A 24,663-nucleotide genomic window follows, 5' to 3' on the forward strand; every position below is an offset into this window, starting at 1 on the left:
CTCGGATCAATCTGCAACCTCTTCAATAGCCAAGAATGTCGAAACTATTTTACAGCCGCAGGCTATGGGTTCGATTAAACGTACGGCGCTCTAGCGCTAGTTGAGCGGTCAGCCTCGACAAGCACGAGGCTCAAGGCGTCGGGCTGCACCAAGGGCGAGCGGTGCAAGGGGAAAGGTCGCAGTGGCCACCAGCTAGCAGCCAGCTCCCAAGGCGGCAGTTTGCAATGAATCGTAGAAGACCAAGTAGCCGATGTCTTCTTCCAGTGCCTTGCAGGTCTCATCGTATTCGGCGAACCGGCCAGCCTCGTCTTATCGCGAAAGGTACGGCCTCGCTGTACACTTCACACAGGTCTTGAACCCAATGTTGTTTTCCTTCGAACGCTCGAAGCCGAGGACATTTCATGGCCCAGCCTGCGTAAAGGTGGCTGAACTTGCGAGCTGCATCGTCGGACTGTTCAATCTTTTATGATCATCACAATGGATCTGTAGCACGCGATGTTGCTGCCAGGAAGGTCTCAGGGCGTTGTCTGTCAGGCTGCCTTCCATATCCTTTCGAATGGACGGAAGCAGGTTTTAGAACCACCAATCGGCTGCCAGGAAGAAGCTGGATAACCTTGTTGTGCGCCAGCTTGATCAACCCGCCCATGATTTCAGCTTCGGAAAAGCCAAGACCTTTCATTCGGTCTCCTATCCTATAAAGAGGAACGGTTTGATGCCATTTTGGTAGTAGGGACAGGAGCGCCAACTGGATATCAGAGCTTCTACTCAAAGAATGCTGCCTCCATATCAAAATGATCCCGCCGTGTAACGATTGGAACGTTTCTTTGTTCCTGGCTTCCTTTGATATGCCGGGGCGTGACAATGGCTCGTGTGTGGTGCGCTCGGACAGAAGCGGCCGGTTCACTAGCAACGACGGCTGATTGCGAACCGGCCCGACGCTGGCGTCTGGAGGGCAGGGCCAGCGCTCGACAAATATTAGCACGGAACTCCGCGATATCCGATTCAACAATGGCGGATGTAAAGTCGTGGTTCTGGAAGAGGCTGGCCCACTGAAGCGCCGAGCTCAGCAGCCGCCTCAACGCGTCAATCCCTTGCGGCTTGTGATGTATTGGCGTTGAGAAGGTCAACCATATCGTCGGCCTCCTCCAGACGGCAATGCGTGAGCGTCTCCCGGTTCACCTCTTCGTGTGGGTGCAGCCGACGCTGATGGCCGATCGAATACCGCGCATTGACGCACGATGGAAAACTGCGCCATGCCTCTTACAAGGACCCGCGGGAGGTGCAGCACAACGCTGCAGTCTGTGAAATCTCATGATCGCGGAAGACGGTGTTTGCTACGAGAAGAAGCCCAGACACTGGTTTCTGCAGATGCAGCCGTTTGAGGGAGCGTGTCCGACGCTTCTTCTCTATCCGTCTAACTTCAGCGTGGTCCGAATGTTCCAGCGTGATTGAAGGTTGGGCTCATGCGGCTCACGATAATTCGGGCGAAGGAACGCAACCCTAAGCCAAGGATCTCTCGACCCTGCGTCGCGGTTAACAAAACCCGTTCTCGACGCCCAGCCACGATGACGTCTGCGGGTCAGAAATGATATCCGTAAAATGTCGCATTTTTCGCGGCAATGAAGCCTTATCCTCCGAACATCCAAGGCGAGGTCAACCAAAAGCCTCTCCCAACGAAAGCTATCGCGGTGAGGACAAGGAGCAGGGCCAAGATGATGCCCGGAATGTCGAAGCAGTTCATTCGTGTTCCTCGCTGGTGCTCGCTCATTCTCTCAAGGGCCGACAACGAGCAGGTCCCGGGGCTGAGAGGGGTCCATCCGCGGTATCCGGCCTTCACTATGTCCTCGGTTACGAGGACGTTTGGAAGGCTACACCTTGGATGGTTCGTCGCCGCCTTTCGAAAGTCGAACGATTTAACGGACTTAGGTCCAAGCGGAAGGTGTCTGTCATCGGACAAGGCGAACGCAGCGAGGAGCCGGTGTTGCCAGCTCGACCCGCCACGCGCACCACCGTCGCCGAGAAGAGGTGCGGCGCCAGGTGATGGCGATTTATTGGCTGAGCGGCCGGCTCGCCTCGCGCGACAGGATCGCTCTAGGGAGCCGACCTGCGTCGGTCGTCGGGAACGGCTCCGGCGCTGAACGTCATGTAGCGACCAAAGCCTCTGGTTTCACGCGGCATTTCGACCGGTCCTAATAGTACTTTCCACCAAACAAGTGCTGGTTTTCCTCATTTGGATAGGCTGGAGGCCGGCTCGAGGATCGAGCTAAGCCGGACCTGGGAAACGCCGCGCATTCGCAATGCGCTAAGGCCCTGGAAGTGTCTCTCGCTCGCAATCGCCGATTGTGAAAATGCTCCGCGTCTATTTGTTCTTAAGTAGCCAAACCTTCCCGGCCATCGTAATGCCGTAGACGTCTTTCGACCTGTCATCGTCGAGATGCCGCCGCTCCAGAAAGCCAAGTCCATTTAGCTCATCCAAAGCTTTGGCTGTCACGGACTTCACTTTCTGGGGCCGTTCCTTCCAGCGGTCGGACTTCGCGTAGGTCACCGTTGCGTTCTGGTGCGTCCATTTATTCGACGGCTGCGGATATAGATCTCCGTCTTTGGCCAGTTTCAATGCTGCAATTAGCGATGGGGAAAGCTCAATCATGTTTAGGACGCCTGTATCGTTGAAGACGCGTTCCTAACACAATCCACAGACTTTGCACGTTCAGCTTTCCTGACGAGTAATCAGGTGTGGCACAGCATGATCAGGTGGAAGGAAGGCTCGGGGGGCAAGGGGTCGAGCCTTCCTCCTCATGCCGTGCGCTTGTGTGCAAGCGTTGCGGAGCTTACCCCCGGACGGAGTCTGGTTAGATAGACGAAATGCGTAGGGTATTATTTCAGCACAACGCCCCTACTTGCACTGTGCACAATCCCCCTGTAGCAATCTGCCCAAAGCAACTCGGGAGATGGCATGCGAGACCTCGTCTGCTTCTTCTGATGTGCGGTGTAATCTATCTGTTCACGCTAGTCTCTTCCGGTTTCTTTTCATGACAAGACTTGCGGCTCTAAGGGGCGCTATTTCAGCTAGGCTGACCGCCTTTTGCATTTTTCTTTGCCTCTTCCCGCTAATCGCTATGCTGCTCACTTGTCTTGTCCTGATAGCTGGCTTCGAGCTTAGACGGCGGATCATTTCTTCGGCGTCTCCAGCCCCCGACGATCCGGAGCTCTTCCCCCCACTCCCAAACCGATCGTCTGATACAGCGTGGAAATCCTAAAGACGACGCGGCTGCGTCAACTTGTGTCGGTGGAACAAGTCTTCAGCATGAATCAAATCCGCCATCTCAAGTGCGTCGTCCAGCGTCATGCCTTCGAGCGGGTGAGCTTCATCTTTCGCGGGCCACCCGGAGAAGACATCACAATCAACCACAAGCCTTCGAACGTGAGGCTCGACCGCAGGAGGCAGCGTCTATGGCCACATCCTTCTCATTTCCCAAGTGTAGGCTAAAGGGCGGGAACTGGAACCGTGGTACCCGTTCAGGGAATGGGGCAGGTCCTGAAGCCTAGTGACGTGCGAACCAGGTGGAATCAATACCATTGGAGTTTGGTGACGCAAGGATAATAGGCCGTCGATGCGACGGGAAGGTAGTGGTTGTTTATGCCATGCCGGCATCTGTCTGCTACCGTACGCAAAGGCTAGTAATATACAAGGCATTTACCTTTCGCTTCCATTTTGCTCCTCATGGACGGCAGAAGAGATCATCGAAAACGGACGTTTATTGGCGCCAAGATCCTGCTTAATGGCGGCGCCTGCGTGCTGGATTGCGTTGTCAAGGATTTATCTGAGGGTGGGGGCACGCGTGAGCGTTAATGGAGCATTTGCTGTGCCTGCGCAGTTCGATTTGAAGTTATCAGATAGCCGATCTTTTCACTGCCGTTCGAAATGGCGTCGGTTGGAGTCCCTCGGGGCGAGTTTTCAAGTCCTATGATTGAAGGTAGCGCCAAAGCAAGGGTTTCCATCGATCTCTATCGGCACGGATGGACATCACTCAAACTTCGGTGCCCAAGCCTTCGCGTCTGGGAGGGCCAACAAGGTCAGGTTCGAGAATTGTGCGAAATCTACAGTGAAGTAACCATGCTGCACGACCTGACGTCCAAGGCCGGAGATGAAGAGGCGGTGACCAAGTACGAGGAGCTCCGTCTTGCACTGGAAGATGATGTCCATCATTACCTGGCCTTCTACAACGATATGGAAGGTGATCTTCCCCTAGCTACCATTCGGGCTTGGGTCTCTATCCATGAATGACAGTGCCTCATCGTATGGCCAAGGACTGATTTAACGCAGCCCTTGGCCAAGGATCTCTCAACCCTACAGCCCTACAGCAGCGAAAGGGCAATCCGCGATTTCAGCGGATCGGTCAATAAGCCTCGATGACTGACGGTGAAAAGCGCTTGCCATCCGGTCGCATGTTGTTTCGAGCCGCAAGGCCAGCCTCTAGACATGCCGCAAGAAAGAGTTCCTTGCAGACCGCGGGTGGCGTCTGGTGGTTCAGGGCCTTTCGACAGCTAATGACAGCTGCATCGTGATAGGCTCCGCGTGGGGAGGGCCATTCATTCTCGAGGAAGTCCAAGGTGTCGTGGACACTCTGAAAAGACACCTCGGTGCCATTCTGTAGTCGAACGTTAACAGGGACATTCCAGAGGACATCTGACGTCGTCATTTTTTCCTCCTTTTCTCTCAACGACAACGTAACGAGAATCTAATATTAGGTGCCCTGCAGCTCAAGAGGCGGCACGCGAAAAGTTAACGGTCGCCACCGGCGACAACCGCGACAAAGACCCCACCATTAGACAAAACGTGCCCCGCCTGGGCAGACCCAAGCGGGGCTGTCGTACAGGAAAGCGGAGAAGGTCGTTCATTTCCTTCTCTGCCGCTCAAACACAAAGATTTCGATTTTGTTCCGAGGGCGTCGATAACTGGTCTCGAATTGAGCAAGACATAGGAAAGCAATGATCAGTGAGCGGCGGCATGCGCATCGAGCGCGTCGATGACCGATTCCCACAGGGCGCCAATCTCGGCTGTCGCATCAAGTGGCGCAACACCGCCGCGAGGCGCCTTCGACACCGCCTCTGCCATCGTGCCCACGCCTGCATCCGTTGCCACCAGCCGCACCGCTCCGCGCTCAATCAGCTTGCGAAACAGACTGTGGTGAGCAAGCGCATTGCGTTGTCGCGGCGCATTGACGACGATCGGCTTTCCCGCGAAGCTTGCGGCCAGCACGCTTGCCCGGCGAGCCGTCAACCCTTCCGAGAACAGGTAGCAAAACACGTCAACATGGTTGAGGATCCCGTAAATATCTTCGGCATCCGCAACATAGCCTGTTACCGTCACACGGTCGGCAATGCCTAGCCTGTCGGCAAGAGCATAGAAATCGCGCTCCACATTGTCGAGGCCGCGGATGAATGAGCCAACGAAGACGACGCCGACGTCATGGCCATGCGCCAAAAGGTGCGCGGCAACCTCAAGGACTGCGGTCGACTGTTTCCTCGGGTAGATTGAACCGAATTGTCCGAGGATAAGGCGACCGGCTTTGCGCTGTTCCTTGAGGGCCTGGGCAACCGAACCTGATCTGAGCGATAACGGCAGGGCGAGGTTCGGCGGAATGGGGACGACATCCCGCTTGCGGGTTGCAAGGGCCGACAGGGGACTTATCGAAAATTCATCGGCCACTTCGGGCGCCGAAAACAGGATATGGGTTGCAAGGAGCACGACAGGGACAAGGACAAGCCTGCGCTTCCAGTCCAGCGCATCCCACTCGTGCAGCACGACGACGAGATCCTTCCGCCGAAGGCGGGTTGTCAACGCGACGGAAACAGGTTCCGCAAGTTTCCGTTTCCAGGCCACCACAGGGAAATTGAGGATCGCCGCATCGGCGTCGTCAAGGGCTGAGACGAGCGTGCGGATCTTGCCGTCGAGAAGGTGCGTACGGCCCCTAATTCCCAGTCTTGACGCTGTCTGGCGGGCAAACTCCTCGACGCCGCACGTCTGAACAGCGTCAGAGACAAGTGCAAGATAGCGACGCTTGGACATTTCGGACTTTCTGCGCGGTGGTCGACGGGGAAACACGTTGATACCGCTTTTTCGTAAAGGCCAACTTACGATTTTGGCTTCGAAAACATGAGTGTGTACGCCAGTCCCGTCACCAGTAACGGCGGTTAACTATAGCGCGAGGTTTTGCTGCGGTTGCTCGGTAAAAGCGCTAATTGAGAGGCTTGTTCTTGACCGTTGCCGGTTTTCGAAGGTGCTTGAATGGCTAGGCATGGCGGTGCGTCGGCGCCTCTCAGTTACTCGATGGTGGATTGGCCGACAAATCGGCTCGGAGCCCTTCCGATCGTGCGGGCAGGGATGGACGACTCCGCGGACGCGTTCATCAGGCTGGCTCTGGAACGGCGAGGTATTGGCGGGCGTCCTTTTTATTCGACATCCGCCAATGGTCAGGTGATCGCCCTTTGCGAGCAGGATGCCGATTTTCGCTCGTTGACCCGCCAGGCCGACCAGATCCACGCCGACGGGATGTCGGTTGTGCTGTTTTCAAAGCTGTCCTCGACTGAGCCGCTGCCGGAGCGCGTCGCGACCACCGATCTCATCCATGCGGTAGCGGCACGCGCCGCCAAGACGGATGTCAGTTTCTATTTTCTGGGCGCCACCGAAGAGGTGAATGCGCGGGCGGTCGAAAATCTGACGAGGGCCTATCCGGGACTTCGGTTTGCCGGACGGCGCAATGGCTACTTTGATCGCGCCGAGGAAGACGCCGTCATCGAAGCGATCAACGCAGCCGCGCCCGACATTCTTTGGATAGGCTTTGGCGTTCCACTTGAGCAGCAGTTCGTCGTCCGCAACATCGAGCGGCTGCACAATGTCGGACTGATCAAGACGGCAGGCGGTCTTTTCGACTTTCTGGCCGGGAGCAAGAGCCGTGCGCCGCATTGGATGCAGGCGCTCGGCCTCGAATGGCTCTATCGCATGATCCTTGAACCCCGGCGCCTCGCGGTGCGCTACCTCACCAGCAATCCGGTTGCCATCTATGCCATGCTGCGAGCCGTTGCCAGGCGCAGCCATTGACGGAAGATCCGATCATGAAACCCTCGATATCGCTCATCACGCCGAGCCATCGTGGCGATCGCGACAGATGCCGGCTGCTGTGTGACTCGATCGACCGCTATGTCACCGGTTACGACACCCACTACATCGTAGTGGGGGACGAGGATGCCGACGCGTTCGCCGGGTTCGAAGGCGAAAAGCGCCACGTTGTTGTTTCGTCCAGCCTGTTGCCGCCTCTGTGGTCCCTTCCGAAATGGCGTGGCCGGCACTACTGGTGGGCCCCATACATGCGCCTTCCGGTTTATGGCTGGCATTTGCAACAGTTGCGCAAGATCGCCATGACCCTCGCGCAGCGAAGCGATCGGGTCATGTGCATCGATTCCGACAACTGTTTCTGCAAACCCTTCGACGTTGGGGCCTTGGCGCAGCAGCCGAAAGTCGCTCATTTCGTGGCGTCCGGTGACGTCAATTCATCACGACCAAGGCATGTCCGCTGGTGGCACAATGCCCATCGGCTGCTCGGCCTGACGCCACCCGCCCTGCCAGGCGACGATTTCATCAGCCAGATGGTGCTCTGGGAGCGGCGAACCGTCGATATCATGACGAAACGCGTCGAAGCGGCGAGCGGCCTTCCCTGGTGGCAGGCGCTCGCTCGCGTCAGGCATTTTTCGGAGTACCTGCTCTATGGTGTTGCCGTCGCAAACGACGAAGAGCTGGCCAACCGGCACATGCGTGTTTCGCAGAGCCCGTGTCTGACCTACTGGGAAGGACCGGCGCTCGACCAGGCGGGCCTCTCCGCGCTCATCCGGCAAATGACGCCCGAACAGACGACGATTGCCGTCCAATCGCATACGCGAACACCGATCGACGTGATCCGCCAAATTGCGCTTGGCACGGCGGCCTAATTGCTGGCGCGATAGGGCGTCGGAAGGAAGCCGAGAGTGGCGAGCGTTCGACCGATCGACACCAAAAGCGGATGGCTTGCCGGTAGCAGCCGTCGGGTCCTGACGAGCAGCGCCAGCGAGCGCATCGCACCTGCTCCGAGACTGAGCGCATTCTTTGCGATCACTCTTCCGGCTGATCCGCTATGCATCCGATCGATGACGTAGTTGATGCTACCCGTTCGCAAGGATCGGGTCATCAGGAAGCGGGCCGAAACCCGTTCCTCGGGAACGAATTCCCGGATCACCGCCTCCGCGCACCACCAGCTCTTGTAGCCTGCCCGTCGGCACCTCGTGAAAAACTCCATGTCTCCGCCGCCGAGAAAGTTGAAGCGCACGTCAAACAGCGGCGAGGGGAGACCTTCGAATACATGCCGGCGGATGAGGCAGTTTCCTGAGCCGTGGATCTGGTCGATCTGGCGCGTCGTGCCCTCGATCGAACCGAAAAGAAGATGCCGTTTGACGGCGTCGGTCACGGGCACCTCGAACTGCCGCACCACCGGTCCGCCAACGATATCGGCCTTCTCGCGCCTTGCCGTGCCGACGATCGCCGCAAGCCAGCCTTCGAGGGCGATCTCGTCGTCGTCGATCATCAGCAGGAACTCGGCGCCGGGAAATGCGTCCATGGCTTCGCCGAACGCGCGGTTGATGGCATGACAGTTGCCTTGCCGCTCCTCCGTCAGCACCAGGGATGGTTGGCACTGGCTGGCGAGGAATTCGCGTGCGTAGCGGGCACCCACCGGGTTCGCCGCGTCATTGTCAACGACCACGACGGCAAATGGAAAATCGGTTTCCTGGGCACAGACAGATTGCAGCGTCCGAGCGAGCCAGGCGGGTCGTCGAAATGTTGGGATGCAGACCACGGCCTCTACGGACATCTTGCTTTCCTACATGTTCCAAATCCCCGTCGTATTAAGGACCGTCCAGTCGGCCAGTTCGGGGGAGGTTTCACCTCGCGACGGCGAAGCTTTAGCCGGCTGCGGGATAATCTACAATCAGGGCCTGATCATGAGGTTAACAGGCTCTGTCGAAGCCGCTCTGCCGCCGGCGCCGCGGGAATTGCCGGCAGCGTCGGTATGGGCGCCGCCGTGCTCACGAGACCGGCATTTGCCTGCAGGCGCAGCCCGAAGACGGCAACAAGCATCGTAAACCAGATCGGTCCGCTATTGCCGAAGAACGGGCTTTCGAGGCAGGCGAGAAACAGGGAAAACAACCAGATCCGCAGGAAAAGCCGGGTCAATGCCCGGTCGTTTCTTCCCTTCAAGGCGCGTGTGGCGTGTCCGATCGGCAGGATGACAAGCCAGACAAACACCATCGCCAGTGCCGGTATTCCGCCATTGATCAGCTGTTCGACATAGCCGTTATGAGAATTGGCCGCGGTCACGGCCCATGTCGCCATCGCCTGGCCGCTGTTGAACAAGGCTTCGGTCTGCCAGAACGACTGGAAACCATAGCCGATGATGGGCCGCGCGGCGATTGCCGACAACGCCAGGCGCCAGATCGAACCACGATCCGTAAACGTCGGATCGATCCCGGCAGAGGCGAGCAAAGTGCTGAACGACGTCGATACGGCTGCCGTCAACAGCATGAGGTTCAGGCCAATGAGGCCAGCAAGCAGCATGGCGGCGCCGGCCTTCGGCCAACGTTCGAATGTCCAGGCAAGAACAAGGATTGCCGGCAGCATTGCTGCAGAGGTCTTTCCGCCGGCGTGGAGCACGAAGAACGCCGCCGAAAGGGTCATCAGCAGACCAAGCCTGATGTGCCCGGCCTTTCTCGCATAGAGACCGAAGAAAACGGCATAGACCATGGCGGCAGCAGCAACGTTCTTGTGGCCGAAGTGACCGCGCCAGTCGCCCGCAAGCGATTGCTCGAGGGCGTCGGTGGCCTGGTGGATCGCAAGGTGCGGCAGGGCGATGACGCCGAGATAGGAAAGAGCGATCGCGAAACCCAGGCCGATCGACATCAGTCCTGCGAACTGCTGGCCATCGCGCGGAATGAGAAGCATGGCATTGGCGCACAGGCAGACCAGTATCGCAAAGATAATGCGGCGGTAGGCTGCGGCCGGATCACCGGCAAACAGGCCCGTAAACAGCATCCAGACAAGCAGACAGGCCAGCAGGCCATGTGGGCGCAACAACAGTTGGCGGGCCGGGTTTCGCAGGACCGTAACCAGTACCACACCCGACATGGCGACGACGATCAACTGGTTGAAGACGTTCGAACTCGCGCCATAGGGCGTGGAGAGGCTGGTGGCATTCGGGTCGGGAAAGGGGTTCAGGCCGATCCAGAAGTAGCCGAGGATCAGGAGAAACAGGAAGGCGGTGAAGCCGCGGCCGTCTCGGCTCGACACGGCCCCGACGACCTTAGTCATGGGTCTTGGCCTCGCTGTCAATCAGCCGTCGATAGTCGCGCCAAAAACCGGAGAGAAGGGCTGCGAAAATCCCAAGTCCGAGGCCGAGGATGCCGCCCGCACCTGACAGCACGTAGCCACGCGGCGGAAAGCTTCGCGCTGTCGGCACAACGGCGGGGGAGACGATCCGGACGTTGGTCGTGTCGATCTGCTGGCGCTCGGCGGCTTCGCCGGCCCTTGCCATGAAAGCCTCGTAGACCGTTGCCTTGGCGCGTGCCTCGCGTTCGAGTTCGCGCAGATGAATTTGCGCTGCCGTATCCTGGAAGACGGATGTCTTCATCTGGTTGGCTTCCGAATTGAGTGCGTCAAGGGCCGACTTCGCCTGATCAAGCTCTGCCTTCGCCGATTGCACGATCCGTGCGGTCTCCGCATCGATCTGGCCCTCCAGCGCGCGAAGCTGCGGCTGAAGCGTGACGATCATCGGATGCTTTGGTCCAAGGATCGCCGATTGCGACGTCGCCCGTTGGCGCAACGTCGAATATTGGGTTCGCAGCATCGTCATCGTTTCCGATTGCAGGGCAGATGCGTTCAGGCGGTTCTTCGGATTGGTCGATACGAGCTCGTTGTAGCGTGATTGCGCCTGGATGAGACGCGCCTTGGCATCGATGAGCTGGGTGTTCGTCTGGTTCGACATGAGGGTGCTGACCAGTTCGCCGGAGCTCGACTGCAAGCCCTGTTCCCGCTTGAACACCTCGACGGCAGCCTCTGCCTTGGCAACCTCCGCCTTCAGGTCGCCGAGGCGCGCAAACAGCGAACTGGCTGCCCGTCCAGCGCCTTCCGACTCCGCCCTGGCAAGTTCTTCCTGGAACGCCGACGCGATCGCGTTGGTGATTGTGACCGACTTGGCAGCATCCTGCGTCCACACGGCGACGTTAACGATGAAGGATCGTTCGTCGCGGCGGGCCGTGACGCGCTTGGCGAGCGTGCGAAGCGCGTCGGAGCCCGGATCCTTCGATGTCTGAGACGCGAATTCCGGATCCGAGGTGAGCTTCAGGTCACCAACCACGCGGTTCAACACGTTGCCAGAGGTCAGGACGCGCAATTTGCTCTCGACATCCAGGAGCTGGGTGTCCCTCTGGATGCTCTCGGAAAAGATGTCGTCGGCAACGACGCGAAGGTTCGACGGGTCGACCAGGAGGTCGATGCCGGCGGTATAGCGCGGCTTGACGACGAAGACGACGGCATACCCTGCAACCGCCCCGAGGAGCGCACAAGAGATGATGAGAATGACGCCTTTCCTGAGCCAGGTTAGGATACGCGTCAGATCGAACTGAAGGAGTTCCTGGACCACGGCCAGACGGCCCTGCAGCGGCGCCGGTTCGACCAGGGTCAGGCCTGGACGGGCTTGTCCGACACGCCCCTCCTGGCGTGTCGTCCAGCCGCGCGTGCTGATGACCGGAGTCTGATGTCTGGTAGCGGCTTCGTACATGGCGGCGAGATCTGAGTGACACGGCGCGAAATAACGCGAAATATACGGTCAAAAGACCTGATTTTCCTTAACTATCCATTAATGGCGATTTCATTTGTTGCGTGCGCGCGACACAGGCGTTCGATAAAAGCCGGACTCTCAAGGCTTGGCTGGCGCGCCCGGCCGAACCCTGTCTCATTTGAAGACAAATCGAAGGATGTTGATCAATGCGCAGGCGGGATTTCGTTCTCGGTGCCCTGGGTGCTGGCCTGGCGTCAACGGGCGCCTTCGATAGCCTCGTTCGAAACGACATCACCGCGCAGGCGGCATTCGCCAGAGGCGGCATTCCCTACGGCGCGGCGGTGCGCACGGACCTCCTCGACACGGAGTTCGACTACAAGGAAGCCATTATCGATCACTGTCAGATCGTGGTCGGTGAAGGCGGCCTCAAATGGATCGATCTGCGTCCGAGCCAGGAGCAGTTCGTTTTCGAGCAGCCCGATCGCCTGATCGACTTCGCCAACCGCAACGGGATGCAGATGCGGGGGCATACGCTTGCTTGGTATGGCGCCATGCCGGACTGGACGAAAACCATTGCCAGTGCGGCAGAAGCCGAACGCGAGCTCGTCCATCACATCACGACCGTCGTCGGACGCTATCGGGGACGGATCCCCAGCTGGGACGTCGTAAACGAGGCGATTGCCGAAACGCCGATGCGCGGCTCTGTCATACGCAATTCAATCTGGCAGGAACGTCTTGGCCCACGCTATATCGAGATTGCCCTTCGGACCGCGGCCGCGGTCGACCCCTCGGCCCAGCTCGTCATCAACGACTACAACGTCGAAAACCCGACACCCCAGTGCCGCGACCGGCGCAAGGCCTTGCTCGATCTCCTGCGCAGCCTGAAGGATCGTGATGTTCCGTTCCATGCTGTCGGAATACAGGGGCACCTGCCCGGAGACCTGGAGATCGACAGGGAAGGACTGTCGAGGTTCGTGGAAGACGTGAAGGGAATGCAGCTCGATGTTCTCGTCACCGAGCTCGACGTCATCGACGACAAGCTGCCCCCCAACGAGTACGACCGCGACCGGATCGTGGCCAGGCGTGCGGGTGATTTCCTCGCTGCAATCGACGAGGCTGCGCGTCCGAGCGCCGTCCTCACCTGGGGGATTACGGATCGCTATACCTGGGTGCCGATGTGGTTCAAGCGATCGGACGGCAAGCCGAACCGGCCGCTGCCGCTTGATGCCTCGTGCCGACCGAAGGCGTTGATGAAAGTGATCGACGAGTTCACGCGCGCGGCTGAATGATGTTTCGCCAGATTTCGACCTATATGATCGCGAATGCCGTATCCGCAGCCTTCGGCTTCGTTTCGGTCGTGCTGTTCACGCGTATGCTCAGCCCGCATGAATATGGGATCTATGTCGTCGGAACGGGCGTCGCCGGTGTAATCTCGACGCTGCTCTTCGGCTGGATAAAATTCTCGGTACTGCGTTTCGAATCCGAAGGCGGAAGGAAGGATGTCCGCACAACCGCGCTCTATGCCTATGGCGGGCTCATGCTGGTCAGCCCGCTGGTCGTTGCCGTGACGTGGCTGATCGCCGAGAATTCATCGACCTATGTCGTGCCCGCCGTGTTCGTCGCGTTCATGGTGGGGCTTTTCGAATTCGTCCAGGAGATCTTCAGATCACGCCAGCAGACGGGAGCCTACATGTGGTCCGTCATTCTGCGCGCGGTGCTGACCGTCATATTCTCGGCTGGTCTTGTGATGCTGTTTGGCATGGGAGGGCAGGGCCTGCTCGTCAGCGTCGCCTGCTCCTACCTCGCAACACTCCTCGTCTACGCGCCGGGCGTCTGGCGTCGGCCTCGCCATCCCTTCGATGTCGATCTGCTGAAGGATATGCTGCGCTTCGGGATTCCGATGACGGCGTCGTCCTTCGTCTTCGTCCTCCACACCGTCCTCGACCGCATGATCATCGTGACCTACATGGGCGAGACGGCCGCCGGTGTCTATGGCGCTGCTGCCGATCTGGTGCGTCAGATCATCCTGTTTCCAGGCGTCGCGATCGGATCTGCCACGATCCCTGTGGCGATCCGGCTGTTGACGCAGGACGGCCGCGAGGCCACCAACCGGCATCTGACGGAAACAGCCGAGATGCTTCTGGCCGTGCTGATGCCGATGGTCGTCGGGCTGGCGCTGGTGGCGCCAGGGTTCGCCTCCTTGATCCTTGGGCCAGAGTTTCGGGACGCTGCCGCGATGCTGATGCCAATCCTGGTCTTTGCCTGGCTGTTCCGATCGATCTCCTATCAGTTCGTTCACGTCAGTTTCCAGCTGGCAAAGAAGCCGGGGCTGATGGGTGTCCAGGGCTTGATCATCCTGGCGATCAACGTTGCCGCCATGTTTGTCCTTGTCCCGCGGTTCCAATTGGTCGGGGCGGCTTACGCGCTGTTGATTGCCGAGATAGGCGGCGCGATCGCGGGCTATTTCCTGTCCTATCGGGCTCACCGCTTGCCATTCGAGCTCAGACCGATCCTCAAGGTCAGCCTCGCGACCGCAACGATGGCCGTGCCGACCGTCATCGTCGGGCGGCACCCGACCGGTAATGTGGTGCTTGACCTCGCAGCGCCAATCATCACCGGCGTCGTCGTCTATACGCTTGCCGGCATTGCACTCAATCTCGCCGGCGTCCGCGTCGCATTGACGAAGCGGCTGCGACTTGCCTGAGGACGAACACGTTTGCGTGATTGGCGGCAATGCAAGGGAAGAGGCGCACTCCGTACAGATTCCGCTAATCCTTACCACCTAAGGAAGAAGCCAGGGAAGGACGCACGGCGGGGGCCGGGTTGGGGCATGGGATGACAACAACGATAGAGAATGGCGCGAATTCGGTCACAGGCGCGTGCTGCGCCTCGCGGCCGGTCGCTTTCGGATCAAGCACCGGCCTGTATGCCGAAGCGGATCAGGGCACGCGGCCAAGCGGCGTGGCCGTGCTTTTTCTCAATCCCTGGGGGATGGAGGAGATGTGCACGCGCAGGTTCTACCGGATTCTGGCCGAGCGCCTCTCGGGCATCGGCGTGGCCAGCCTTCGGTTCGATTTTTCGGGCACGGTGAATTCGCTCGACGAAACCGCCGGCGAACGCGGTCTCTCGGTCTGGCAGCAGCAGGTTGCAACGGCCGCGGAAACCCTCCGGGAGCTTTCTGGAGCGCGCAGTCTCGTTTTCCTCGGACAGGGGATCGGTGCGAGCCTCGCCCTTCTATCTGCCGATAAGCGGCCCTCGCCGGACGCCCTTGCCCTCCTGGCGCCTGTGCTGAAGGGGCGGGCCTATCTCCGCGAGCTGTCGCTCTATTCCAGGCTCATCGACGACGGGCTCGGTATCAAGCCCGAGTTGCGGGACAACGCGGCCGGATCGATTGCCGGGATACGCATGCCGCGGGCCGTTGCTGATGACCTCCGGCGCCTGGACCTCACGAAGGTGGAGATCGATGCACCCCCTGATCTGTTCCTTGCCGTTCGCCCCGGTCTCGAAAGTGACGTCACCCTCTGTCATCAGCTGGAAGCGGCTGGATGCCGGCTGCGTGCGACTGATTTTGCCGGTTATGATGCGTTTGTGTCCAATCCCCTCAATCAGGAAATTCCTGACGCCGTGGCCCGGGATCTGATCGATTGGGTCCAGTCTCTTCCCGGCTACCAAAGCGGGCGCCTTTCGGCGAGGACAATGCCGATGCCCGTCGCATCGGTTCGATCAAGGTGCATTCGCGAAACCGCGGTTCGGTTCGGTCCGGACGAGCGGCTCCATGGCATCCTGTGCGAGCCGACAGATTCGTTCGCCGGTGTAACGGCTGTCATTCTGACGACGGCTTATGATCATGCGGCGGGCTGGGGACGGTTCTCGGTCGAGCTTGCGCGCGCGCTCGCAACCGCCGGGGTGGCATCGTTCAGATTTGACAGCGCCGGCGTCGGGGATAGTCCGCCGGTGCCGGGTCGGCGCAGGCAGGTTCTCTATGACGAGGCGCAGGTGGACGATGTCATAATCGCGCGAGACTTTCTCGAGCAGCATGGCCCAGGTGGCAGCACGATCCTGATCGGGCGATGCAGTGGTGCCTACGTCGCGTTTCGTAGCGTCCTTGCCGATCCTCGCTGGGACGCCTGCATCCTCGTCAACCCGGTTGCGTTCCGGTGGCGGTTCAGAGGGCTTCCAAAGACCCTGAAGTCTTACCTCAAGAATGCGCTCGATCGGGAAAGCCTGCTTCGTCTGTGGGCGGGCGATCTCGACCTTCGCGCGGTGACCAGGAACATTTCCGTGCGTCTTGTTGACCGAATGGCGAGCCGGCTGTCGTCGGTTTTTGCGCCAGCCAAGCCACTGACGCAACTGACCCGGCAGGTGCACCGTGATTTCCAGGTTCTTGCCGATCGCAGCATGCCGCTCGCAATCGTCTACACCGAAGGGGACGAGGGCCAGGATATGTTCAGGGTCAATTTTGGCGATGCGGGCGAAAGATTGTCGGCCTATCCCAACGTGGCACTGCACCTCTTTCCCGATGCCGACCATAATCTGACACCGATGCCAGCCCGCGAAAGACTGATCGAGCTGGCCAAGGTTGAGGCGCTCGCGATTAGTGCCGCTTCCCTGAAAAAAAGTATGGCACGAGGCTGAAGGCCTTGGGTATCGATTTGGGATGAGCCGCGCAAGACATCCTGTCCGCGGGAAGCGTTACCTCAGGTTTCAAATATCAGCAGGAAATAGGCCACGAAAAGGACAAGGTGCACGGCCCCCTGCATCAGATGCGTGCGCCCGCTTGCGAAGGTGATGATGCTGAGTGCGAGCGTCAGGATGAGCATGACGGAATCCGTACGGTCCAGACCAAGCACGACAGGGTGCCCGGTCACGTGGCTGATCACCAGCATTGCCGGGACGGTCAATCCTATCGTCGAGAGCACGGACCCCAGGAAAATGTTGACGGATCGCTGCAGGTGATTGGCGACCGATGCCCTGACCGCGCTGATTGCCTCGGGTGTAGCGACGAGGATTGCCATGATCACCCCGCCCAATGCTGCGGGGGCATGCAGCGTCTCGATGAAGTAATCGATCGGCGCGGCAAGTTCCTCGACTAGGAAGACGACGAGTGCCATGTAGGCCACCAGCAGGATGACGGGAAGAAGCAGGCCTCGTTCTTCCGTTTCGACGCGCTCGGGGCGGGCTTCGCCGGTATCGTCGACAAAGAATTCTCTATGGCGTCCGGTCTGCAAGCTCAAAAACACGCTGTAGAGACCGACCGAAATAAAGGCGAGGACTGTCTGCTGGACGAAGGAGTAGGGCGGTCCGCTCGCCGAATGGGTGAAATTCGGCATGATCATGCTGAGCGTGGCCAGTGGCACGATGACACCGAGATAGGCATTGGCGCCCTGGAGGTTGTGATGCTGGTCATGGCGCCGCCAGCCGCCAACCAGCAGTGACAGTCCGACCATGCCGTTGAGGATGATCATCACGACGGCAAAAAGCGTGTCGCGCACCAGGGTCGGGTTGTTTTCGCCATGTTGCATCACCGCCGTGATCGCCATGACTTCGATGGATGTGATCGCAAGCGTCAGGATGAGGGTCCCGTAGGGCTCACCCAGGCGTTCTGCGAGATCGTCGGCATGGCGAACGACCGACAATGCGCAGCCGAGGACGACTGAAAACAGCCATGCAAAAATGATGAACAGCCACACGGGATTGGAAAGCAGAGCGAAGATCGATTGACCTGAAATCAGGAACACGACGCTCGTCAGAAGACCGAACGCAAGGAGCCGTTCACGGCGTATCGACGCCAGCCCTCTGCGTTGCTGCATGGCTGCTTCCCGATTCATCCTTCCGCCCTCGTTATGCCGGCAAGTATACGCCACAAGCCGACGGCTCCGTCCACTCCCATCGTTAGTGGAAATGGCGTAGCCGTGACCTTAAAGCCATGCGATCTCTCGACCGTCATCGTGGCTCGCGAGCGATTTTGCCAACGGGGAGGCTCAGTCGCTATCCCGTCTGGACAAATTTTTGCACTGCACTATGATCCGCGGACCAGCTGCAAACGCTTAGAGGTCCGGAATGGATGCCGCCAATGCGCTTGATGCCAGGACGCCCAATATTTCCGACAACCATTTACAGACGCTCTTCGCGGCGATGGAACGCGACGGTTTTTGCTGCATTCCAGATTTCGTGGACGCAGCAAGCCTCTCGACCATGCAGGCTTTTGTGGCTTCGTCAGTAACCGGGTCAAAGCACGAATATGTCGCATTTCAAGGAAGCGAAGCAGTCAGGGGATCGGGACTGGATGAACTGGCACAGTCAGGCCGGTTTCAGTCGATCTTCAGACGTCTTTACGAGGCGAGCCGAGGAAGGCCGGCCCCTCCGGTCGAATTCCATCAGGTGTTGCGGTGCCTCACGGGAAAAGGCATGGCCGAGCACTCCCTCAATTTCCACTATGATTCCTATCTGATAACGGCGTTGATCCCGATCGTAATACCGACGGCAGGCAGGCCCGGCGATCTTTACATGGTCCCGAACAGGCGGCCCGCTCGCGCCAGCTATGTCGGCAACCTCCTCGACAAGATCCTGGTGGACAAGGTCCGCCAGAAGTCCCTGAGAGACCGTGCCGAGAAGGATCCGACGTCCTTCACGCGGATAAGGATGGTCCCCGGATCCCTTTATTTCTTCTGGGGCTATCGCAGCATCCATGCGAACGAGCCTTGCGATCCCGGAACAGTCAGGGCAACCGCGCTCTACCATTATTTCGATCCACATGCCGAAAGCGCGTTGAAGGCACGGCTCAGACATTGACCGCAATGATCAGCGCGTGGCGACCGCCGACAGTGACAGCGCTGTCACCGTACCCCGAGAGCTTGCGAGCCACGCCCCACGACGGTTCGACCAACACCGGCGGTGACCGGCGAGCGTTGTTTTTCGCTTCCGCCAGGGGCCGCATTGTGACGTCAAAATCGCTTGCCGGCGATCTTGTGAGCTTGTTGCGCTCGGCTGGCCTCCTATGTGCTTGATGAGAAGAGACATGTAGAGGTCACCGGGTTGCGCGGGCGGCCCTGGCCGAAACGGGAGGAACCATGCAGGAGCAGACAGTCGTTCACCGCGAGGCCCACATCCCGGCGCCGCCATCTGCCGTTTTTGCCTTGCTGACCGATCCTGAAAAAATCCTGCGATGGATGGGAACTGAGGCCAAGGTCGAACCACAACCGGGCGGGCTTTACCTCGTCAACGTCACCGGCTCTCGTTTCGCCAGGGGATCGTTTCGGGAGGTGATACCTGTACACCGGCTCGCCTACAGTTTCGGCTGGGATGGAAGCGAGATCGTGCCACCCGGCTCAAGTCTGGTGGAGATCGATCTGATCGAAAAGCCGGACGGGACGCTTTTGAAGTTGACCCATTCAGGGCTGCCCAACGCAGAGCAATGCGCCGGCCATTCGGAAGGCTGGGAGCACTATCTGGGACGGCTTGCAGAATGTGCAGCTGGGCGCACACTGGATCCGGATCCCTGGAGAGGCCGGGTTTGATGGCCGCAAACAGGAGGGCCGTCTACGCTAAATGTGGACCTTACCTCGGAGCGAACGATGGTCTCGCCATGACGGCATGAAGATATGGAGCTTTCACCCTCCCTCACATGGCTTCTCGATGAGGCTGGCTCTGCGCCAAGTCCCGAGTGGTTCCTCGCGGAACTGGGTCGCAGGCTTCTTCTCGATGGCATGCCGATTGCGGGTGGCGCACTGACCCTTGCTGCGCCACACCCGATCATCACGCGTCGCACCTGGCTCTGGCGTGCCGAAACGGGAGAGGTCATCGAGGCTCTCAGCTTTTCCAACACCTTGTTGGGGGAGGCCGACGGTCAGTGGCTTTTGGGACTGGGACCAGTTGAGGAAAGCATTGTCGGCAAACCTCCAGGCAACGCTACCCTTGGATGGGCGGGAGCCCGGCCGTTTGCCGACAGCGAGGGCCTCTGCCTGAAGGACGTGGCCCGGTTCGCCGCACCGTCCGTCGCTGCGTTGTCAGCGAGGGCAGGGCTGACGGCCCTTCTCGAAGCTTATCTTGGCCGCAGAAGTGCTGCGCGCGTACAGGCCGGAGCGATGACCCGTGGCGTCGGCGAAACGATACAGGCTGCCTTGCTGTGTGCGGATCTGCGCGACTTCACCGCTCTTTCCGAGGCAACAGAGCCTGCCGTGATGATCGCGATGCTCGACGCGTGGTTCGACCGGATTGCCGGTGCGGTGCATGCGTTTGGCGGCGAGGTGCTGAAATTCATGGGCGATGGTGTGCTCGCAATCTTTCCCGTTACCAGCACGCCGCGATCCGCGTGCGAAGCGGCACTGCGCGCTGTCTCCTCGGCCCGCGCCGGCATGGCTCACCTCGATTCCTTGCGTCAGGATAAGGGGGCACCAGCGCTTCCATTCGGAATTGCCGTGCATTTCGGGGAGATCCTTTGGGGCAATGTCGGCGCTGCGGATAGGCTCGATTTTACGGCGATCGGGCCAGCAGTGAACCTTGTCAGTCGACTTGAAGGACTATGCAAACCCTTGGGACACAGTGTCCTGGTTTCAGGAGCTGTGGCCGCCGAGGTGGTGATGCCCCTCGTCGCTGCCGGAGAGCACCAGCTACGGGGGATAGCCAAGCCCTGTGCGGTCTTCACGCTGGTCTAGGAATGAAGGGTCGGTGCGGGGCAAGGCACGACCGCGCCACGGGCTCAAGCGCAGAGCGGCCTTGGTCCTTCGCACGACCGGAAATCAGAACCAGACGTCGGCGACGGTACGGGCGTCCGGTGGGAGATCCTCGAAGCTGTGGAGCCCGTCGAACCTTTGCAGCCGGATTCCGGCAACATCATCGGGCTCGGCCAGGCGAAGGTTGACAGCGATCCTGGTGCGTCCATCGCCACCAGGCTGCAGCGCGCGCCAGCTCACGAGATTTCCGCAGCGACTGCAGAAGTTGAATGAGAGCGAGCGTGAACCGCAGGTATAGGCCGTCAGCGCTCCGGAAGTGTCTGCGACTGTAATTCCCTCACCGTCATAGTCGTATGCCCAAAGCACGCCATAGCGACGGCAGAGCGTGCAGTTGCAAATCGTGGCGTCAGGAATTGCACCACGGAATTCCCAGTGGACCGCTCCGCAGTGACACGACCCGCGGGTAGTCGGGCCCGATGCGAGGTTATCGGTGGGCGTTGCCATAGACGTTCTCCCGAGGGCTTGCCTCGAGATCTAACGCAGGTCGTTCAAAAAAATAGGGGCGCAAGCCTCGCTTGCACGTCGTCGGCTGCCTGTCGCTACGGCATCAACGCCTTCACTTGACGGCAGCGTCACCAGTTCCCCGGCCGAGAAGCGTGCCGACAACAAGAACGATGTCCTGCCAGAACCCGGCCTTCCTGATATAGCGGGCGTCGGCCTGCGCGAGTGCCTCTGGCGTCGACATGTCTATCCCTTGGAGCTGGGCGAGGCCGGTTATGCCGGGGCGCACGGAAAAGACGCGGTATTTGCGGCGCGCAGCAATGACCTCACCTTGGGTCGGCAGGCAAGGCCTCGGACCGACGAGGCTCATTTCGCCCTTGAGCACATTGATGAGCTGCGGCAATTCGTCAAGCTTGTAGGCCCTCAACCTTCTGCCGAGCGGCGTGATCCACGAAACCGGCGCGTCGTGGGAGCCGACATTAGGCGTCCCCGCCGCCATGGTCCGGAACTTGATGCATATAAATGGCATCTCATAGCGCCCCACGCGCTCCTGGCGAAAAAGCGCCCCGCCCGGAGATGATCGGCGCACAAGGATTACAAGAACCAGGAAGACCGGTGACAGGAGGATCAGTCCGAACGATGCCGCGCAAATATCGAACAGCCGCTTCAAGAGTCGGTTAAAGCCGTGGAGCATGAAAAATTGCATTCCCGTCAAAGTTGCTGACCCGAAACGCTTAGAAACAGCGCTTCAGCGCTTGCCCCATATCAAAAGGGGGCGTCCAATCCAAGAGCGTGCGCGTCGGCGTAATGTCAACTTCCAGCCAGTCGGTCAGGCGCGACAAGAGTTCCGTCTTGCCGGCAATCGCTGCCAGGCTCCGCAAGGCGAGCGTAGGACAAGGCAGCAGGCGTGCCGGGCATCCCGTTGCGGCAGCAAGGCGCCTGACAAGTTCCGGCGTCGAGACTGCCTCGTCGTCACCCGCCAGCAGGGTCTGTCCTGCGGCGGCCGGATGCAGCGCCGCTGTCAGGATGAGGTCGGACAGGTTTTCCACATAGACCATCGATCGGCGATTGCGGATCGACCCAAGGGGCAGGGGTATCCCGCTTTTGACGAGCTTGGTCAGGGCGCGAAAACTGCCACCAACGTCGCGGCCATAGACCAAAGGCGCACGGATGATGACGATCTCCATGCCCGACGAACCGGACAGCTCGATCAGGCTTCTTTCGGCCTCGAGCTTGGAGACCGCGTAGCCGCTCACCGGGTTCGGTACGTCATCCTGCCTGAAGGGATGGCCTTCAGCGGTTCGTTCGCCGTGGACCTTGATCGTGCTCAGAAAGACGAAGCGCCTGACGCCGGACGCGGCAGCCTGTCGGGCAAAATTGACGGTTCCCTCGACATTGACGGTCCGAAGGAGCGCGCGATCCTCCCCGGATCCGGCCACGACATTCTGGTTGGTGGAGGCAAGATGAATGACGATCTCGATGCCTGAGAGCGCTGCGCTCCAGTCGGTGGCGCCGTTGATATCGCCGACGGGGCTGTACCCATGCCGATTGGAACGGCTTGCCGCCCTGAAGGCAGTGCCGCGCGTGCACAATTCCTGTTGCAGATCCTGACCGACGAAACCGGTCGCACCGGTGACGAGCAGCATCGTCAGCTCCTGGCCGGGGGTCGGGTGGCGCCGAGATCGGCGCAGGATAGCGTCATGATGCCAATCCCTGGCGGAGCGACACCAGGTCGACGACGACATCGAACGGACGGTAGTCCTGGACGAGTTCGCTTAAGACCCGCCGCAAGCCGTCGGCATCTCCCTCCTCGGCGACCGAGCTCAATTGCTCCAGCTTCGGTGTCAGCGTCTTCCATGCGATGAAGCGCTCCCGCGCCCGCATGATCTTGGCGTGTGCCGTCGGCTGGGGATCGTCACCGATCAGCAGTTCCTCGTAGAGCTTTTCGCCCGGGCGCAGGCCGGTCGTCACAATGCTGATGTCGCCTGACGGATTCCGCTCATCCTGGAGGGTCAGGCCTGACAGTTCGACCATGCGCCTTGCGAGATCGATGATTTTGACCGGCTCGCCCATGTCGAGGACGAAGACATCGCCTCCCTTGGCCATTGTACCGGCCTGGATCACGAGTTCGGTCGCTTCCGGAATAGTCATGAAGAAGCGCGTGATCTCGGGATGCGTCAGGGTAATCGGCCCGCCTTGCCTGATCTGCTGGCGAAACAGCGGAACGACCGAACCGGATGATCCGAGCACATTGCCAAAGCGGACCATCGTCAGGATGGTCGACGCGCCCTCGGCTGCCAGTCCCTGGAGAGCCATCTCCGCAAGCCGTTTGGTGGCGCCCATGATGTTTGTCGGCCTGACAGCCTTGTCCGTGCTGATCAGGATAAATCGTTCGACACCTGCGTCGATCGCTGCCCTGGCAACCGTGACCGTGCCGAACACATTCGTCTTCACGCCCTCGACCGGGTTCTTCTCGACCAGCGGCACATGCTTGTAGGCTGCGGCGTGATAGACGATATCGGGCTTCCAGGTCGCCATGATCCTGCGAATGCGCTGTTCATCGGACACGCTGGCAAGAAGAGGCACGATCTGGACAGCGCCATCCGGATTCTCGTCCAGCAACTCGTTTTCGAGGGCGTAGAGACCATATTCGTTCTGGTCGAGAACGAGGAGCGTGGCTGGCTTCAGCCTAGCGAGACCCCGGCACAGCTCGCTGCCGATCGAACCTGCCGCACCCGTCACCAGAACCACCCGGCCGCGAATGTTTCGCTCCAGGAGAGCCGCATCCGGCTTGACCGGTGTTCGGCCGAGCAGATCCTCGATATCCAGTTCCTGCAGGTCGGTGAATTCCGCTTGGCCGCCCGCAAGCGCGTTCAGATCCGGAACTGTGCGCACGGCAACGCGGGCTCCGCGAAGTTTCTCGAGAATTTCATTGCGGCGTGAGCGATCGATCTTCGGAAGAGCAAGCAGGATCGTGCGGACGTTCAGCCGCGAGCTGAGCTCCACGATCTTCTCGGGATCATAGACCATCGCACCGCCGATCAGGCTGCCGTGCAGGCTCCTGTCGTCGTCGAGATAGCCGACGACCTTGAAATCGGCGCTGCCGCTGAGCGCGCCGGCAACTTGCCTGCCGCCGGATCCGGCACCATAGATCAGCATGTTCGTCTGCTTGTTCTGCCGCAGGATCCGCTTGTAGGCCTCGCTGAAGAAATAGCGTGCCATGAACCGGGTCAGGCCAATAGCCAGCAACAGCAGCAGTGGCTGCATGATCCCGATCGTGCGCGGTATCCCGGGAAAGCTGATGGCCGTGAACACGGCCATGAAGGCCAGGCCATAAATCGTGATCGCCTTGATGACAGTAATAAAGGCCGACCAGCCGAGAAAACGGAAGATCGCCCGGTAGAGACCCATTGTAATGAAGATCGGCAGGGCGATCACAAGCGATACGGGGATCGTCAGCAGTTGCAGGCCAGTAAGGGTCACCCAGTCGTTGAGACGAAAGCAGAAGGCAAGCCAGATCGTCAGGATGCACAGGCAGCAATCGACCAACACCGCCAATGCGCGCTTTGTTGGCCTGGGTAAGTCGAGAATGCTCTGGACGTATTTGTCGGAAACCGCCCGCATCCGAT

At 59.7% G+C, this 24,663-nt stretch carries 21 protein-coding genes and 1 pseudogene; 9 read left to right on the top strand and 13 right to left on the bottom strand.

Annotated features, from left to right (window positions below):
- Window positions 1–472: 472 nt before the first annotated feature.
- Window positions 473–679, bottom strand: a complete 207-nt coding sequence (locus FHT76_RS37630) for a hypothetical protein (RefSeq protein WP_183759047.1) — start codon at window positions 677–679, stop codon at window positions 473–475.
- Between the two features lie 506 nt (window positions 680–1,185).
- On the opposite strand from FHT76_RS37630, the pseudogene FHT76_RS37635 reads away from it, so the two are divergent.
- A pseudogene (locus tag FHT76_RS37635) lies at window positions 1,186–1,315 on the top strand (ATP-dependent DNA ligase); the annotation flags it as partial.
- A gap of 1,044 nt (window positions 1,316–2,359) precedes the next feature.
- On the opposite strand, the gene FHT76_RS37640 reads toward FHT76_RS37635, so the two are convergent.
- The 4 genes from FHT76_RS37640 to FHT76_RS37655 all read right to left on the bottom strand — a co-directional run bounded on the left by FHT76_RS37640 (window position 2,360) and on the right by FHT76_RS37655 (window position 6,070).
- Complete coding sequence (locus tag FHT76_RS37640) at window positions 2,360–2,647, bottom strand: hypothetical protein (protein ID WP_183759048.1); 288 nt, start codon at window positions 2,645–2,647, stop codon at window positions 2,360–2,362.
- A gap of 1,377 nt (window positions 2,648–4,024) precedes the next feature.
- A complete protein-coding gene (locus FHT76_RS37645; protein WP_183759050.1) occupies window positions 4,025–4,207 on the bottom strand; it encodes a hypothetical protein in 183 nt (60 codons plus the stop codon).
- Between the two features lie 190 nt (window positions 4,208–4,397).
- Entirely contained in the window at window positions 4,398–4,700 is a 303-nt protein-coding gene (locus FHT76_RS37650) for a DUF982 domain-containing protein (protein WP_183759053.1), read from the bottom strand.
- 293 nt (window positions 4,701–4,993) lie between these two features.
- A complete protein-coding gene (locus tag FHT76_RS37655; RefSeq protein WP_183759055.1) occupies window positions 4,994–6,070 on the bottom strand; it encodes a glycosyltransferase in 1,077 nt (358 codons plus the stop codon).
- Between the two features lie 261 nt (window positions 6,071–6,331).
- On the opposite strand from FHT76_RS37655, the gene FHT76_RS37660 reads away from it, so the two are divergent.
- Together FHT76_RS37660 and FHT76_RS37665 are read left to right on the top strand one after the other, a co-directional pair.
- Window positions 6,332–7,102 carry a WecB/TagA/CpsF family glycosyltransferase gene (locus FHT76_RS37660; RefSeq protein ID WP_183759095.1) on the top strand — a complete coding sequence of 257 codons (771 nt, stop codon included), beginning with the start codon at window positions 6,332–6,334 and terminating at the stop codon, window positions 7,100–7,102.
- Window positions 7,103–7,116: 14 nt separating this feature from the next.
- On the top strand, window positions 7,117–7,986 hold the full coding sequence (locus FHT76_RS37665) for a DUF6492 family protein (protein ID WP_183759057.1): 870 nt from the start codon (window positions 7,117–7,119) through the stop codon (window positions 7,984–7,986).
- Here the strand turns inward: FHT76_RS37665 and FHT76_RS37670 are convergent.
- The 3 genes from FHT76_RS37670 to FHT76_RS37680 form a co-directional block, all read right to left on the bottom strand.
- Complete coding sequence (locus FHT76_RS37670) at window positions 7,983–8,900, bottom strand: glycosyltransferase family 2 protein (protein WP_183759058.1); 918 nt, start codon at window positions 8,898–8,900, stop codon at window positions 7,983–7,985. The genes FHT76_RS37665 and FHT76_RS37670 overlap by 4 nt on opposite strands.
- A gap of 128 nt (window positions 8,901–9,028) precedes the next feature.
- Window positions 9,029–10,393 (bottom strand): O-antigen ligase, encoded by a 1,365-nt coding sequence (locus FHT76_RS37675; protein ID WP_183759059.1) that lies wholly within the window; start codon window positions 10,391–10,393, stop codon window positions 9,029–9,031.
- Window positions 10,386–11,861, bottom strand: coding sequence for a GumC family protein (locus FHT76_RS37680; protein ID WP_183759060.1), 1,476 nt, complete (start codon window positions 11,859–11,861; stop codon window positions 10,386–10,388). The genes FHT76_RS37675 and FHT76_RS37680 overlap by 8 nt, the downstream gene beginning before the upstream one ends.
- Window positions 11,862–12,067: 206 nt before the next feature.
- Between FHT76_RS37680 and FHT76_RS37685 the strand changes: the two genes are divergently transcribed.
- The 3 genes from FHT76_RS37685 (at window position 12,068) to FHT76_RS37695 (ending at window position 16,496) form a co-directional block, all read left to right on the top strand.
- Complete coding sequence (locus FHT76_RS37685) at window positions 12,068–13,150, top strand: endo-1,4-beta-xylanase (RefSeq protein WP_183759061.1); 1,083 nt, start codon at window positions 12,068–12,070, stop codon at window positions 13,148–13,150.
- Complete coding sequence (locus FHT76_RS37690; protein WP_183759062.1) at window positions 13,147–14,565, top strand: oligosaccharide flippase family protein; 1,419 nt, start codon at window positions 13,147–13,149, stop codon at window positions 14,563–14,565. The genes FHT76_RS37685 and FHT76_RS37690 overlap by 4 nt, the downstream gene beginning before the upstream one ends.
- Before the next feature lie 131 nt (window positions 14,566–14,696).
- Window positions 14,697–16,496, top strand: a complete 1,800-nt coding sequence (locus FHT76_RS37695) for a serine aminopeptidase domain-containing protein (RefSeq protein ID WP_183759063.1) — start codon at window positions 14,697–14,699, stop codon at window positions 16,494–16,496.
- A gap of 62 nt (window positions 16,497–16,558) precedes the next feature.
- Here the strand turns inward: FHT76_RS37695 and FHT76_RS37700 are convergent, their stop codons facing one another.
- Entirely contained in the window at window positions 16,559–17,689 is a 1,131-nt protein-coding gene (locus FHT76_RS37700; protein ID WP_183864079.1) for a calcium:proton antiporter, read from the bottom strand.
- A 232-nt stretch (window positions 17,690–17,921) separates the two neighbouring features.
- On the opposite strand from FHT76_RS37700, the gene FHT76_RS37705 reads away from it, so the two are divergent.
- The 3 genes from FHT76_RS37705 (at window position 17,922) to FHT76_RS37715 (ending at window position 20,515) form a co-directional block, all read left to right on the top strand.
- Window positions 17,922–18,653 (top strand): hypothetical protein, encoded by a 732-nt coding sequence (locus tag FHT76_RS37705; protein ID WP_183759065.1) that lies wholly within the window; start codon window positions 17,922–17,924, stop codon window positions 18,651–18,653.
- Between the two features lie 278 nt (window positions 18,654–18,931).
- On the top strand, window positions 18,932–19,378 hold the full coding sequence (locus tag FHT76_RS37710) for an SRPBCC domain-containing protein (RefSeq protein WP_183759066.1): 447 nt from the start codon (window positions 18,932–18,934) through the stop codon (window positions 19,376–19,378).
- A gap of 84 nt (window positions 19,379–19,462) precedes the next feature.
- Window positions 19,463–20,515 (top strand): adenylate/guanylate cyclase domain-containing protein, encoded by a 1,053-nt coding sequence (locus tag FHT76_RS37715; RefSeq protein ID WP_183759067.1) that lies wholly within the window; start codon window positions 19,463–19,465, stop codon window positions 20,513–20,515.
- Window positions 20,516–20,599: 84 nt separating this feature from the next.
- Here FHT76_RS37715 and FHT76_RS37720 read toward each other — a convergent pair whose 3' ends face one another.
- From FHT76_RS37720 to FHT76_RS37735, 4 genes are all read right to left on the bottom strand, one after another.
- Window positions 20,600–21,037 carry a GFA family protein gene (locus FHT76_RS37720; protein WP_183759068.1) on the bottom strand — a complete coding sequence of 146 codons (438 nt, stop codon included), beginning with the start codon at window positions 21,035–21,037 and terminating at the stop codon, window positions 20,600–20,602.
- A gap of 112 nt (window positions 21,038–21,149) precedes the next feature.
- Complete coding sequence (locus FHT76_RS37725) at window positions 21,150–21,728, bottom strand: sugar transferase (RefSeq protein ID WP_183759069.1); 579 nt, start codon at window positions 21,726–21,728, stop codon at window positions 21,150–21,152.
- A gap of 40 nt (window positions 21,729–21,768) precedes the next feature.
- Window positions 21,769–22,680: an NAD-dependent epimerase/dehydratase family protein gene (locus FHT76_RS37730; protein WP_183759070.1), complete on the bottom strand. Its 912-nt coding sequence runs from the start codon at window positions 22,678–22,680 to the stop codon at window positions 21,769–21,771.
- A gap of 52 nt (window positions 22,681–22,732) precedes the next feature.
- Window positions 22,733–24,658: a nucleoside-diphosphate sugar epimerase/dehydratase gene (locus FHT76_RS37735; RefSeq protein WP_183759071.1), complete on the bottom strand. Its 1,926-nt coding sequence runs from the start codon at window positions 24,656–24,658 to the stop codon at window positions 22,733–22,735.
- Window positions 24,659–24,663: the final 5 nt, after the last annotated feature.

It is taken from the genome of Rhizobium sp. BK176, assembly GCF_024808055.1.

Coding starts and splice junctions, on each gene's coding strand:
- FHT76_RS37725 (WP_183759069.1), bottom strand. CDS start 21,728: ATGCTCCACGGCTTTAACCGACTCTTGAAGCGGCTGTTCGATATTTGC.
- FHT76_RS37700 (WP_183864079.1), bottom strand. CDS start 17,689: ATGAATCGGGAAGCAGCCATGCAGCAACGCAGAGGGCTGGCGTCGATA.
- FHT76_RS37710 (WP_183759066.1), top strand. CDS start 18,932: ATGCAGGAGCAGACAGTCGTTCACCGCGAGGCCCACATCCCGGCGCCG.
- FHT76_RS37730 (WP_183759070.1), bottom strand. CDS start 22,680: ATGCTGCTCGTCACCGGTGCGACCGGTTTCGTCGGTCAGGATCTGCAA.
- FHT76_RS37640 (WP_183759048.1), bottom strand. CDS start 2,647: ATGATTGAGCTTTCCCCATCGCTAATTGCAGCATTGAAACTGGCCAAA.
- FHT76_RS37720 (WP_183759068.1), bottom strand. CDS start 21,037: ATGGCAACGCCCACCGATAACCTCGCATCGGGCCCGACTACCCGCGGG.
- FHT76_RS37715 (WP_183759067.1), top strand. CDS start 19,463: ATGGAGCTTTCACCCTCCCTCACATGGCTTCTCGATGAGGCTGGCTCT.
- FHT76_RS37660 (WP_183759095.1), top strand. CDS start 6,332: ATGGTGGATTGGCCGACAAATCGGCTCGGAGCCCTTCCGATCGTGCGG.
- FHT76_RS37685 (WP_183759061.1), top strand. CDS start 12,068: ATGCGCAGGCGGGATTTCGTTCTCGGTGCCCTGGGTGCTGGCCTGGCG.
- FHT76_RS37705 (WP_183759065.1), top strand. CDS start 17,922: ATGGATGCCGCCAATGCGCTTGATGCCAGGACGCCCAATATTTCCGAC.
- FHT76_RS37665 (WP_183759057.1), top strand. CDS start 7,117: ATGAAACCCTCGATATCGCTCATCACGCCGAGCCATCGTGGCGATCGC.
- FHT76_RS37655 (WP_183759055.1), bottom strand. CDS start 6,070: ATGTCCAAGCGTCGCTATCTTGCACTTGTCTCTGACGCTGTTCAGACG.
- FHT76_RS37675 (WP_183759059.1), bottom strand. CDS start 10,393: ATGACTAAGGTCGTCGGGGCCGTGTCGAGCCGAGACGGCCGCGGCTTC.
- FHT76_RS37670 (WP_183759058.1), bottom strand. CDS start 8,900: ATGTCCGTAGAGGCCGTGGTCTGCATCCCAACATTTCGACGACCCGCC.
- FHT76_RS37650 (WP_183759053.1), bottom strand. CDS start 4,700: ATGACGACGTCAGATGTCCTCTGGAATGTCCCTGTTAACGTTCGACTA.
- FHT76_RS37695 (WP_183759063.1), top strand. CDS start 14,697: ATGACAACAACGATAGAGAATGGCGCGAATTCGGTCACAGGCGCGTGC.
- FHT76_RS37630 (WP_183759047.1), bottom strand. CDS start 679: ATGAAAGGTCTTGGCTTTTCCGAAGCTGAAATCATGGGCGGGTTGATC.
- FHT76_RS37690 (WP_183759062.1), top strand. CDS start 13,147: ATGATGTTTCGCCAGATTTCGACCTATATGATCGCGAATGCCGTATCC.
- FHT76_RS37735 (WP_183759071.1), bottom strand. CDS start 24,658: ATGCGGGCGGTTTCCGACAAATACGTCCAGAGCATTCTCGACTTACCC.
- FHT76_RS37645 (WP_183759050.1), bottom strand. CDS start 4,207: ATGATGGACATCATCTTCCAGTGCAAGACGGAGCTCCTCGTACTTGGT.
- FHT76_RS37680 (WP_183759060.1), bottom strand. CDS start 11,861: ATGTACGAAGCCGCTACCAGACATCAGACTCCGGTCATCAGCACGCGC.